The organism is Paracoccus aurantiacus (assembly GCF_007993065.1).
GTDB lineage: Bacteria > Pseudomonadota > Alphaproteobacteria > Rhodobacterales > Rhodobacteraceae > Paracoccus > Paracoccus aurantiacus.
In genome coordinates this window covers 412,248-424,851 of the sequence record NZ_VOPL01000002.1, presented here as the reverse complement: position 1 = coordinate 424,851, position 12,604 = coordinate 412,248, and the positions used below count along the sequence as shown (strand labels likewise).

Here is a 12,604-nt window from a genome sequence, read left to right as displayed (position 1 = left end):
GTCACAGCCACATGCTGGTAAAGATCCAGTAAAGCGCCGCCGAGAGGACCGCAGCCGCAGGAACGGTAATCAGCCATGCGGCCAGAATCGTGGTGAAATGGGATCTGCGCACGACCTTGCGGCGGCGGCGCTGTTCGGCTGTGGAATCGGTATCGATGCGCCGCTCACCCAGCATGCGCTCGTGATACCATTCGCGGAAGAAGCCGACGCCAAAGATGCCGCCGATAGCGATATGGGTCGAACTGACCGGCAGCCCCAGCCATGATGCGATAATCACCGTAAATGCTGCCGAAAGCGCGACACAGTAGGCACGCATGGCATTCAGGCGGGTGATCTCGTTGCCGACGATGTTGATCAGCTTCGGGCCGAACAGTAGCAGCCCCACAGACAGGCCGACGCCGCCGATCAGCATCACCCAAAGCGGGATCTGCACCTTGTCGCCGGATGCACCGTCCTGCACGGCATGGACGATTGCGGCCAGCGGCCCCACGGCATTCGCGACGTCGTTTGCACCATGCGCAAAGGACAGTAGCGCCGCCGAAAGGACCAGCGGAATGGCAAAAAGCTCTTTCAGCGACTTCTTGCGATTTTCCAGCCCCACGCTTTGACGCGCGATCACGGGGCGCATGATGAAGGTCGTGACGATGCCGATCACGAGGCCAAGCAGAAGCGCGGGCCCAAGGCCGATCTTGACCAGCTTGCTGAACCCCTTCAGCGCCAGATAGGCCGCAAAGGTGCCGGCCATGATGCCGATCAGCACCGGCACCCACCGCCGGGCCGACGCCATCATATCGGGTGTGTAGATGATCTTCGTCTTGATGAAGGCCAGAAATGCCGCCGCAATCACGCCGCCCATCAGGGGCGAGATGACCCAGCTTGCCACAATCGCCCCCATGGTCGGCCAGTTCACCGCCGCAAAACCTGCGGCAGCAATGCCCGCGCCCATCACCCCGCCAACGATGGAATGCGTGGTCGAGACCGGCGCGCCGATCCATGTCGCAAGGTTGATCCACAGCGCGCCTGCCAGCAGCGCTGAAAACATCGCCCAGATGAACACGCCGGGCTGCGCCACGCTTTCGGGTGCGATGATCCCGCGCGACACGGTCGAGACGACATCGCCACCCGCCAGCAACGCACCCGCGGTTTCGCAGATGGCCGCGACGACGAGGGCCGAACCGATGGTCATGGCGCGTGCGCCCACCGCCGGACCCATATTGTTCGCGACATCGTTGGCGCCGATATTCAGTGCCATATAGGCGCCGACGACGGCCGCCGCGATCACGATTGCCGTCGTTGCACCGATCCCCGTGAAGGACGCCACGATCAGCCCGACCAGCACCATGAAGGCCAGCCCGATGCCCGGCGCGACAAGCGGACGCGAGACATAGGCCACCGCCTGTTCCAGCGTCGATATCCGCTCCAGGTCCTTATTGAGCGTTTTCCAGGATTTAAGGTCAGAATCGGCCATGTCGCCCCCGTCGATTTGCGACATTGCGGTATCAGTTATGTGACGGTTGAACAATCGCGACACTCGCGCCCCATCACGTCATCGTTTGCGCCGCCCACTTGTCTATCGCAGTCCAGCCCGCCACCCTTGCCGAAGGAAATCGAAAGGAAGGAAGGGCGTGCAGATGTCGGAACAGGCGAAGCGAAGCGGGCCGGACAGGCGAGAGTTGATTGCGGCAGGCGCGGCGGGCGCTGCCTGTCTCGTCCTGCCTGCATCTGGCAAAGCGCAGACGCCGCATCCGAACCCGATGCCCGAAGAACTGCGCAGGATCATCGAACGCAACCCGGCCCTGCCGGTTCTGGGCAATCCCGACGGCGACGTCACCCTTACCGAGTTCTTCGACTATAATTGCCCGTTCTGCCGCAGCAATATGACAGACGTGCAGCGACTGATCGGCGAAGACCCTAAGCTGAGGGTGGTCTTTCGCGAATGGCCGGTCTTCGGGGACGGGTCGTTTTTTGCAGCGAAGGCGTCGCTCGCATCGCTGAAGCAGGGCAAATACTGGCAGCTGCACAGTGCCCTTATGTCGATGAAGGGCCGCGCCGAAGAGGCGACGGTGATGCGCGCGGCGCGACAGGCCGGCCTGGATATACCGAAACTGAAAACCGATATGGAGAAGCGCGAGATCCTCGATCAGATTTACGAGACGATGGATCTGGCCGATACCATGATGCTGACCGGCACCCCCACCTTTATCGCGGGGCATGAGGCCGCGTTCGGCAAGCTGGGCCTCTCTGACCTGAAGAAGCTGGTCGCGCAGGCGCGCAAAGACCTGCTTTGATGCCGCATCGGCATTGACGCATCCGCCCTTCCTGACCAATCTGTCGTCGAAAAAGGGAGGACATCATGACCAAACACTTCGCAATGGCGGCGGCGCTGCTTTTCTCGACCGCGCTGGCAGCGCCCGCAGCCGAAATCAAGCTGGGCTATGCACTGGCAGAGGACAGCCATTACGGTGCCGGCGCAAAAGCATTTGACGAGGCGCTGAAGGCGGAACTCGGCGACGCATTCACGGTCAAGCATTTCCCGTCATCGGGCCTCGGCGGCGAACGCGAGGTGATCGAGGGGCTTCAGATCGGCACGGTCGACGCGACCATCGCCTCGTCCGGGACATTGTCGAATTTTGTCCCCGAAGTCGGCGTGTTCGATGTGCCCTTCCTGTTTCGCGACCTCGCCCATGCGCGCGCTGTGCTCGACGGGCCGATCGGCGACGAGATGCTGGTCAAGTTCGACGATGTCGGCACCCACGCGCTCGCCTGGGGAGAGCAGGGTTTCCGCCATATCACCAATAATCGTGGCCCGGTCGCCAAGCCCGAGGATCTGGCCGGTCTGAAGATCCGCACGATGGAGAACCCGGTCCACCTGAAGGCATTCACCGCGCTTGGCGCGGCACCGACCCCGATGGCATGGCCGGAAGTGATCCCGGCGCTGGAACAGGGTGCGATCGACGGGCAGGAAAATCCGCTGTCGGTCATTGTCTCGGCCAAGCTGGACGAGGTTCAGAAATATGCCTCGCTTGACGGGCATGTCTACTCGCCCGCGATTGTGATGGTATCAAAGAAACTGTGGGACAGCCTTGATGACACGCAAAAGGCCGCGTTCGAAAAGGCTGGCGATGCAGCCGTTGCCGCGATGCGCGGCTATGTCGATACGGTCGAGGCCGAAGGCGTTGCCGCCCTGAAAGAGCGCGGGATGGAGGTGAACGAGCTGACGCCCGAAGACAAGAAGGCGTTTCAGGACAAGCTGGCCGACGTCTATGTCGAATATCAGGCGCAGTTCGGCAAGGAACTGATGGACAGCATCATTGCCACGCAGTGAGCATTGATGAAAGCGATGCGGGGGGCAGTCGTCCCCCGCCCCTGGCAGAGCGCATCTTCCTGGGCCTGAACGCCGCGCTGATCGTCGCGGCGCTGATCGTGATGGCCGTGGTCGTGGGCTGGAATGTGACCCTGCGCTTCGCAACCGACCGCTCGCTTCCCTGGGCCGATGAGGTGGCGCGTTACACGATGATATGGCTGGTCTTTCTGGGTGCAGGGCTTGCCCTTCGCGAGGGTGCGCATGTCGCGCTTTCCAGCCTGCAAGGTGCGCTGCCCGCGCGCGCGGCATTCATCGTGCGGGCGATCGTACTGGTGCTGCTGCTGGTCTTCTTCGCCGTGATGATACGCATTGGCTGGGACTATATGATGCGGGCACAGTTCCAGCTTTCTGCTGCCCTGCGAATGAAGATGTCGTGGGTCTATGCGGCGATGCCGGTTGGATTTGCGCTGATGGGAATCCACCTGTTGCTGATCGCCCGGCGCTATCTGCGTCACGGTTTCGACCCTGCAACACCCGAGGCGCATCAATGATCGCGCTGATGGTCGGCGCGTTCCTCGTGTTTCTGGCCATCGGGGTGCCGGTCGCCTTCGCGCTTGGGCTTGCGGCATTCACCGCGCTGAGCCTGACCGGCGCATATCCCCTGATCGTCATCCCGAAAGAGATGTTTTCGGGGCTCGACAGCTTTCCGCTTCTGGCTGTCCCGTTCTTCATACTGGCTGCCGAGATCATGTCGGCGGGCGCAATTTCCATGTCATTGCTTCGCTTCGCGACGCAGTTCGTCGGCCATCTGCGCGGCGGGCTGGGATATGCGAACGTCATCAGCCAGACCCTGTTCGCTGGCATTTCGGGGTCTGCGCTTGCGGATGCGGCGGGTCCGGGCGCAATGATGACGCGGATGATGGAAAAGGGCGGATATGACCGCGCCTATGCCGGGGCGCTGACGATTTCCAGTGCCGTTGTCGGGCCGATCATCCCGCCGTCGATCACCATGATCATCTATGCGCTGCAGGATCAGAACGTTTCGGTCGGCTCGCTTTTCATGGCAGGGATTTTGCCGGGGTTGCTGATCTCGGGCGCAATGGCCACCGTCAACGGAATCATGAGCCGGAGGCGCAACTATCTGAGCGCAGCGCCGAGGCCGGATCGCGCCACAATGCTGCGCAACACCATCCACGCTATCCCGTCACTTCTGCTGATCGCGCTGATCGTCGGCGGCATCCGCAGCGGTTTCACGACCCCGACCGAGGCATCCGTCATGGCGGTGTTCTATGCGCTGCTGGTCAGCACGCTTGTCTATCGCAGCATGGGCTTGCGTGACCTGTGGGGCGCAGCGCGGCGGGCGGCGATCATGTCGGTTTCGGTTCTTCTGATCCTCGCATCGGCGCGCGCCTTCGCATGGGTGCTGATTATCGAGGGCGTGCCGCAACAGCTTGCTGACTGGGTAATCGCGCAGAACCTGCCGCCGGTTGCGTTTCTTCTGGCGGTAAACGTGCTTTTGCTGATCTTCGGCATGTTCATGGACCCGCTTCCCGGCGTCATGATCCTCGTTCCCATCCTGGCACCGATCGCCTTTGCGCTTGGTATCGCGCCGAACCACTTCGCGATGATCGTGATTGTGAACCTGACCTTCGGGTTGCTGACACCACCTGTCGGCGGGCTGATTTTCGTCATCGCGGCGGCCACGAACCAAAGGCCCGGCGCACTGATCCGGGAATTGCCGCCATTCTTTCTGGCGGCGCTGCTGGTGCTTCTGGCGCTGACCTTCCTGCCTGCGCTCTCGACCTGGCTGCCCGCGCTCAGCGGTTATGGCGGCAATCACGGGGCGGGCGGCTGAGACGGGATCAGATTTCGGGCTGATCCCCGGTCGTGGCAACGGCGCGGGCCTCTGCGGCGGGGATGGCTGTCATCGCGGCACGGCGTGGCAGGAAGATCGCCAGCACCCCCATCAGCGGCATCCACGCGCAAAGCCGATAGACGAACTCCACCCCGTTCTGGTCGGCGAGGACGCCCAGCACCGCCGCAGCGATTCCCCCCATCCCGAAGGCGAAGCCAAAGAAGATGCCCGCGATCAGACCCACCCGACCCGGCACAAGCTCCTGCGCGAACACGACGATGGCAGGAAAGGCCGAGGCAATGACGATCCCGATGATGATGGTCAGAATGCCGGTCGCGACAAGCCCGACATGCGGCAGAAGCAGCGTGAATGGCAGCGCCCCCAGAACCGAGATCCAGATCACCGTCAGCGGTCTGAACCGGTCGCCAAGCGGACCGCCAAGCACCACGCCGACCGCCATGGCCGCAAGAAACAGGAACAGCATGAGCTGGGATTGCTGCTGGGTGAGCCCGAACTTCTCGATCAGGAAGAAGGTGTAATAGCTGGTGATCGAGGCGGTGTAGATATTCTTCGAGAATGTCAGAAGCGCCAGAACCACAATCGCCATGCGCACCCGCTCCGGCGACAGTCCGTGGCGCGTCACAGCGATTTTACGGCCCGCCGAGGCGCGCATATAGCTGCTGTACCAAACGCCTACGCGGCTGAGGATAATGATCCCGAGGGCCGCAAGCAGCGTGAACCACAATATCGACCCGCGCCCCTGCGGCACCACGATGAAGGCCGCAAGCAGCGGACCAAGTGCGGTCCCGGCATTCCCGCCCACCTGGAAGAAGCTTTGCGCCGTGCCGTAGCGCCCGCCCGATGCCATGCGCGCGACCCGGCTCGCTTCGGGGTGGAACACGGCAGACCCGACCCCGATCATCATCGCGCCCGCCACCAGCACCGCGTAATCCTGCGCCAGCGCCAGCGCCACCAGCCCGCACAAGGACGAGGCCATGCCAACCGGCAGCGACATGGGCATCGGTCGGCGATCCGTAAATGCCCCGACAGCCGGCTGCAGAAGCGACGCCGTTCCCTGAAAGGCAAAGGTCAAAAGTCCGATCTGCCAGAATTGCAGCGCGAACTCTGCCTTCAGAAGCGGATAGATCGCGGCCAGAAGCGACTGCATCACATCGTTCAGCATGTGACAAAGGCTTACGCCGGCAAGGACGAACCATGTCGTGCGTTCGGAACGTTCGGCGGCATGAGCGGCGATTTGTGGCATGGTCTATCCCCCGGGGCATATCCATCTGCCTGCACGGCGGGCACGTCAATAGATGTAATCACATGAAAAAGCCGGCGCCGCCCCTTGGCAACGCCGGCCCGAGCCGAAGCCCTTCCGTCGCGGAAATCAGTTGAACGCGTCGATCAGTTCGACCACCGCCAGAACCTTCCGGGTATTGCTGTCCACCCGATAGGCGCGATCGCCATCACGGTAATAGCGCCAGTCGTCGCGCCGCTCCAGCCCGTAGCGGTCGAGGTCGCGGATGATGGTATAGTCGCCGACCCGGAATACGTCGCCGGTGCGATAGTGATCGCGGTCGCGGTCGTGATCGCGAACATGGTCGCGGTCACCATCACGGTCGCGCTCGTGATTGTACTTCTTGGCCTGACCCGGCGGGACGCATGCCGGGTCCTTCTTCGCCAGTCCCGGCGGGCAGCCCTTGGCATAATTCACGCGCTTGCCGTCGCCGTGCCGCCCGCTGTCGCCAGCGCTTTTATGGTGCTTGTTGCCTTTGCCATTGCCGTTACCCTTGCCCGGATCAGCCAATGCCGGCGTGAAGGCGAGCGAGGCAAGAACCGCCGTCATCGTTAAAATTGAACCAGTATTCATCTTCCCCTCCGACGGGTTCGTGTGCGTTTCGATTGCCAGATAACGCCATTGACCCGAATTCCGAAACATAACGTTCAGTTGAATTGCAATCGCAATACCGCGCACGCGCCACTTCTCTAAGTTGACTGAAACACTCGGTTATGATCTAACAGCCAAAATTTACCGCGCCCGGATTGTGACAGCATGCGCCTGTCCGGGCAGCACAAAATGTAAGGGACCCCGATGCGCCTGAAGATTGCCATGACCATGACGACAGTAGTTTTTGCGGGCGCAGCCTTTGCCGCGACCGAGGAGCAGGGTCTTGAAAGTGTGAAAGCCTTTACGCTTGAACATAACGACGCGCTGATCGTCGAGGCCGAGAAGATGCAGACGGCCGCCGAGGACTATGCCGCGCTGATCGACGCGAATGGTGGCGATTACGTAGCCGCATGGGCGGCAGAGCCGCAAAAGCTGGCCGAATCGGTTCAGGCACTGCGCGCGCAGTGGCTTGCAGCCTCGAATCAGTATGAGACGATCGAAGGCATCGTTGCGGGTATCCCCTCGACCGCGAAATACGATCTGATCCTCGATGCGGGCAATCCCGGCACCGAGGCAGAGGGCGTCGCCGAATTCGACCTGACCCTGCCCGACGGCACCGTTCTGGAAAAGCCAGGCAGCCTGTTTCACACCATCACCGAGCCGCTTTTCTGGGGAACCGACAAGGACCACGTGAAGGTCGAGGCGGACCTGAACGGCAATGGCAGCGCCGATCCGGGCGAGGTTCTGTTCGATGCCAATCTGGCCCTCGGTGCGGCGCAGGGCATGGTGAAGTGGGCAAAGGCGCTGCGCGACGACATGGCTGCTTGGGAACCGAACCGCGACGATGCATTTACCGCAGTTGTGACGATGACGCCGACGGTCGGCGACTATTTCGGCGAGTGGAAGGAATCGCAATTTCTCGGCGGGGACGAGGCGGCTTTCGTCGCGCAAAGCCGGCTGATCGACGTGCTGGGCATCATGGGTGGCTGCCAACTGATGTATAGCGCTGCCGTTTCGCCGGTCGTCGCAACCAGCGATGCCGCGCTCGATTCCGCCGTCACGAACGATTTTGACGAATTGATCGCGCTTGTCTCTGAAACCCGCGAGCGTGAAGCCGCGGGCGAGACGTTCTCTGCCGAGGAGGCGGACGCACTTGGCAGCGAGGCGCAGGATATTGCCGAACGCATCGTTTCGCAGGTCCTGCAAGCCGCCGCGAAGAACGGGGTCGAAATCAAGGGCTGACATGCCATGACGGGACCAGCCGCAAGCCATCCCTCAGAAATCGGAACTCCCGCTGTGAACCCGGCCCGCGCGGCGGCGTCCACCGTCGCGCGTCCGCGTGGCGGGACGCCCCGCTCTGGCCTGCAAAGCGTTGCATTCGCGGTGCTGTTCGTGTCGGGGCTGGGGCTTTGGATTCTGGGTCAGCAGGACCTTGTCCTGTGGCTGCATTTGCTGACCGGGCTGGGGCTTCTCGTGTGGCTGGTGCCGTGGATCTGGGGACATGTGCCAAGCGCGCTGCGCAACAGCCAGCGCGCGGCATTCACGAATATCTCCTGGCTGCTGCTGGCAAGCTGGGTGGCCTTGCTGCTCAGCGGAACCGCGATGGCTGTGCCAGCGGTCATGTGGCTTGTCGGAATAGTCTGGTTTCCGGATCGCAGCGTAAGCCAGACCCTGTCGCTGATCCATTTCTGGTCGTCCTGGCTGGCAATCGGCGGGCTGATCCTGCACCTGAGTCTGCGGCACTGGTCGCGTGAGCGGCGATGAAGCTGAAATCCCAACTTCGCTACCATGCGCGCGCGCTTGTCGTCGGGGCCATTCTGGCGGCGACTCTGGTCCTTTCGCTGATCTGGATGACACCGGCCGCGCGCCCCGTCGGCGTCGCGATGAAGGATATACCTTTCTACCGCCTGCCCTTTGGTCCGGATGACGCCGGGACAGAACGGCCGTTCTGGCCCTCGCGTCTGCAAAGCCATTCCGGCCAGTTCAGCGACCCGGACCGGCTTCCATCGGCAGCCGAATGCGGCAACTGTCATCAGCGCGAGTTTCAGGAATGGGCCGGCTCGCTTCACGCGATCGCCGATCGCGACCTGATTTACGAGGCGACTGTCGAGGCCAATGAGAACGCCGACAAGCGACATCCCGAACGCGCGCGCTTCTGCGAAGGATGCCACGCCCCCGCCGAAATGCTGAGCGGTCGGGTCAATCGCTTCGTTTCTGTCGGGCCTTCCGATGCCCTGACCGAAGGCGTCGCCTGCATAACCTGCCACACGGCCACACATGCCGATGGCGAAGCGGGGAACGGTGCCATCACCCTCGCCTATGGTCGTGCCGAGGCTGAACGCGATGCCCCGCAGGGCGCTGCGCTTCTGGCCGACCCGCGCGCCCACCTGAACGCGTTCGCCGCGCCGGAGACGACTGCTCTGCTGAAAAGCGCGCAGCTTTGCGGGTCTTGCCATGTCGAGATCTACGACATGTCGAATTCTCGTGCCGAGGTCGCGCAGCCTGTCCAGACCACGTTTCTTGAATGGCAATCAAGCTGGTATGCCCGTCAGGGCATCACCTGTCAGGATTGCCACATGGCGTCGGACCCGGCCGCGCAGGTCATGGCCATCCGCGCGGGAAACACAGCCAAGCCCGAACGCTATTCGCATCGCTTCGTGGGCGGCAACCACCTGCTGACCGATACCGGGCTGGGCGATGCGCTGTCCGTTTTGCGGGGCGGGATGCTGCCGGGCATGGATGCCGCAACGACAAAGGCGACGCTGGACGTGCAGTCGCGGCAGACGACCGCGCTTCTGCGCAGCGCCGCCGGGTTGGAACTGCGCGCCTCCAATCGCGATGCCGACGGCCTGCATCTGGACATAGCGGTTCAGAACCTGGGGGCCGGACACAACCTGCCCACGGGGGTGAACGACCAGAAGCACATCTGGCTGGAGGTCGTCCTGACCGATCCCACCGGGGCCGAGGTCTTCAGGTCTGGCGGCGCTGCCGAACGGCTGGGGGTCGAGGACCCCGCGGCCGTCACCTGGATTGAGCATTTCCTTGACAGCAAGGGGCGTCGCCTTTCCGATCACCTGACCTTTTCGACCGCCAAGGTGGTCTGGATGCGCAAACCGATACCGCCGCGCGGCGAGGACGTCGTGCGCTATGACGTCGCGCTGCCCGACGGGACGGCTGGCCCGCTGCATCTGTCGGTCAAGCTGTTTTACAGGATTGCGCTGCCGGAACTGATCTTCACCAATCTTCGCCGCGACATGGCGTTGCCTTCATTCACCATGGCCGAGCTCTCGGTCGATCTGCCGGATAGCTCGCCGTGAGAATACTGCCCCTTCTGATCAGCCTCATTTTCTTTGCCATGCCGCTTCGCGCCGAAACACCTTGGGGTGCAGCAGATGCGATCAGGTCAGAGGCAGGGCGCATCGAACGGCTGCTTTATCGCGGGCAAAGCGCTGCCCGCGACGCCGAAATCAAGGACCGGCTGCAGCAGATTGCGACCAGCTGGGAACAGGCCGCGCCGCAATTCGGGGCGGAACGTGATGCGGTCGATAGCGCTTTGGCGGATTACGATGCTTCGGTGCGTGCGGACGATCAGGCAGCCGCGGCGAAATCGCGCCAGCTTCTTTGGGCCGCGCTGATGGCGGCGGCGCGCGTTCAGGCGCTGGCGGCGATAGATGCAAGCGATGCGCAGGCTGCTTCTGACTGGCTGACGGTGCGCGATTACGCGCGCGCCTCTGGCGACACGGCTGCAGCGCTGGCGGTTCAAGCGCTCGGGGATGGCACGCTGGATGCCGCAGCCACGCATGAGACAGTGGAAGGAGAGCTTCTGACCGTTGCCGCGTCCGAATTGCGCCTTGCGATCAGCCGCGCCAAGGAAGATGCAGCCGCCGATCACCCGACGCAATATGCGGGCGATCTGGGTCGGATCGAAGGCCTTGCCGGCTATCTTGGCAGCAACCTGACAGACCATCTGGGCGATCAGGGGAACGCGCAGCTTGAACAGGCGCTTGCCCGCGCAGAGACAGACCCCGCAGCGCTCAGCGATATTTCGACACTTATCGCGGGTTACAGTCCGGTCAGGCTTTCGCCCGAGGAGAAACTGCGCCGCGCCCGGCTTCTGCGCCGCTTCACCGCGCTTGTCTGGGAGGAGTACGGCAACGGGGTCCGCAACGGAGAGATCACGCAGCCGCTGGAATATTACGAGGCGCGCCTGTTCCGCGACCGTGCGGCAATCATCCTCGGCGATCTTGTCCCGCAAATGCAGGATACCGCGCAGGGCGAAAGGCTGGGTGCGCTTCTGGCCGAGATGAAAGCGAAAATGGACGCCCGTGAAGACGGGGTCGAGCCGCTGGTCGCCGAGGCACTTGCGATCATCGAAGCAAGCTTCGGCGAGGCCGTCGTTCAGGGCGGCTATGAGGCAGCGGTCGATGCGCTGCCCGCCACGCTCGATGAATTGCAGCTCATGGCGCAGGCCGGGGACTGGTCAGGGGCCGAACTGAAGCGGCTGGAAGCCTATAGCTGGTTCGACCCTGACATCGAACAAAGGCTGGTGCCGCGCGCACCAGCCATGACCCTGCGCATCGAAGCCCGCTTCTGGGAGGGCACTGCGGCGCGGCCGGGTCTTGGGAAGCTGATCGAGGATCAGCTGCCCGTGGCCGAGGAGGTCGCAGGCATCAAGGAAGATGTGCTGGCGGCACGCGCGAAGATCGAAACGCCCGTCTCGCCCATCGGCGCGGCGCTGCAGTCAGCCGGTATCGTCTTCCGCGAGGGGCTGGAGGCGGTTCTTATCATCGCAGCACTGCTTGCCGCGCTGCGCGCCGAAGGGCTGCAACCGTCGCGCTTCCGTGCGCCCATCGCCGCAGGGCTTGTCGCGGCACTTCTGTTCAGCTTCGCCCTATGGGCCGCCGCAAGATGGCTTTTCTCGCTCTCGACCCTTGCACGAGAGGCGATTGAGGGCGGCACCGCGCTTCTGGCAGCAGCAGTCCTGACATGGATGGTGCTTGGGCTGAATGCGGGCGGCGGACATGTCGCGAATTTCCGCGCCAAGCTTGCCGGTATCGCGAACCCGTGGACGGTCGGCTCTCTGGCCTTTCTTGTGGTGTTCCGCGAAGGTTTCGAGACCGTGCTGTTCTACGAGGCAATGCTGGTCGATGCCTCGGCTGGTTCGGTCCTGATCGGTCTTGTCGGGGGTGGTGCAGCCGCACTTGTGGCGGGCTGGCTGATCCTTGCATCTGGGCGGAAGCTGCCGTTGCGGTTGTTCTTCCGCATCACATCGGTTCTGCTGTCAATTCTGGCGGTGGTGCTGGTCGGCGCAGGTATCCGCGGTTTGCAGACGGCCGCCCTGATCAGCGCGACGCCCGTCGCATGGTTTCCCGATCGCGACTGGCTGCAATTGTGGTTCGGTCTGTTCCCGGTGGCAGAGCCGCTTGCGGCGCAGGCGCTGACATTGGCAATCCTGGCACTGCCGTGGCTATGGCGTCAGCTTCCGCGCCGCAGCCGTGTCGGGCGGGCGTCCTGACCGCCGGCAAGCGGCAACATGCCGGGCGCGTCGGCATGG

Annotated in this window: 11 protein-coding genes; 8 read left to right on the top strand and 3 right to left on the bottom strand. The window is 63.1% G+C overall.

The window, feature by feature from the left end; all coding sequences use genetic code 11:
• Position 1: 1 nt before the first annotated feature.
• Positions 2-1,468 carry an inorganic phosphate transporter gene (locus FQV27_RS07535; protein ID WP_147097240.1) on the bottom strand — a complete coding sequence of 489 codons (1,467 nt, stop codon included), beginning with the start codon at positions 1,466-1,468 and terminating at the stop codon, positions 2-4.
• A gap of 163 nt (positions 1,469-1,631) precedes the next feature.
• Here FQV27_RS07535 and FQV27_RS07530 point away from each other — a divergent pair, with 163 nt between their 5' ends.
• The 4 genes from FQV27_RS07530 (at position 1,632) to FQV27_RS07515 (ending at position 5,159) form a co-directional block, all read left to right on the top strand.
• Positions 1,632-2,288: a DsbA family protein gene (locus FQV27_RS07530; RefSeq protein WP_147097239.1), complete on the top strand. Its 657-nt coding sequence runs from the start codon at positions 1,632-1,634 to the stop codon at positions 2,286-2,288.
• Between the two features lie 65 nt (positions 2,289-2,353).
• Positions 2,354-3,325 (top strand): TRAP transporter substrate-binding protein, encoded by a 972-nt coding sequence (locus FQV27_RS07525; protein WP_186827249.1) that lies wholly within the window; start codon positions 2,354-2,356, stop codon positions 3,323-3,325.
• The gene (locus tag FQV27_RS07520; RefSeq protein WP_246133029.1) at positions 3,322-3,855 is read left to right on the top strand and encodes a TRAP transporter small permease; all 534 of its coding nucleotides are present in this window, start codon (positions 3,322-3,324) and stop codon (positions 3,853-3,855) included. The genes FQV27_RS07525 and FQV27_RS07520 overlap by 4 nt, the downstream gene beginning before the upstream one ends.
• Positions 3,852-5,159 carry a TRAP transporter large permease gene (locus FQV27_RS07515; RefSeq protein ID WP_147097238.1) on the top strand — a complete coding sequence of 436 codons (1,308 nt, stop codon included), beginning with the start codon at positions 3,852-3,854 and terminating at the stop codon, positions 5,157-5,159. The genes FQV27_RS07520 and FQV27_RS07515 overlap by 4 nt, the downstream gene beginning before the upstream one ends.
• A gap of 7 nt (positions 5,160-5,166) precedes the next feature.
• Here the strand turns inward: FQV27_RS07515 and FQV27_RS07510 are convergent, their stop codons facing one another.
• Together FQV27_RS07510 and FQV27_RS07505 are read right to left on the bottom strand one after the other, a co-directional pair.
• Positions 5,167-6,423, bottom strand: coding sequence for an MFS transporter (locus FQV27_RS07510; RefSeq protein ID WP_147097237.1), 1,257 nt, complete (start codon positions 6,421-6,423; stop codon positions 5,167-5,169).
• A gap of 126 nt (positions 6,424-6,549) precedes the next feature.
• On the bottom strand, positions 6,550-7,032 hold the full coding sequence (locus FQV27_RS07505; RefSeq protein ID WP_147097236.1) for a hypothetical protein: 483 nt from the start codon (positions 7,030-7,032) through the stop codon (positions 6,550-6,552).
• Between the two features lie 222 nt (positions 7,033-7,254).
• Between FQV27_RS07505 and FQV27_RS07500 the strand changes: the two genes are divergently transcribed.
• From FQV27_RS07500 to FQV27_RS07485, 4 genes are read left to right on the top strand one after another with little or no spacing between them, the layout of a single operon-like run.
• The gene (locus FQV27_RS07500; protein WP_147097235.1) at positions 7,255-8,292 is read left to right on the top strand and encodes an imelysin family protein; all 1,038 of its coding nucleotides are present in this window, start codon (positions 7,255-7,257) and stop codon (positions 8,290-8,292) included.
• A 6-nt stretch (positions 8,293-8,298) separates the two neighbouring features.
• Entirely contained in the window at positions 8,299-8,814 is a 516-nt protein-coding gene (locus tag FQV27_RS07495) for a DUF4405 domain-containing protein (RefSeq protein WP_147097234.1), read from the top strand.
• Positions 8,811-10,367: a multiheme c-type cytochrome gene (locus tag FQV27_RS07490; protein WP_147097233.1), complete on the top strand. Its 1,557-nt coding sequence runs from the start codon at positions 8,811-8,813 to the stop codon at positions 10,365-10,367. Before FQV27_RS07495 ends, FQV27_RS07490 begins: the two co-directional genes overlap by 4 nt.
• A complete protein-coding gene (locus tag FQV27_RS07485; protein WP_147097232.1) occupies positions 10,364-12,565 on the top strand; it encodes an FTR1 family iron permease in 2,202 nt (733 codons plus the stop codon). Before FQV27_RS07490 ends, FQV27_RS07485 begins: the two co-directional genes overlap by 4 nt.
• Positions 12,566-12,604: the final 39 nt, after the last annotated feature.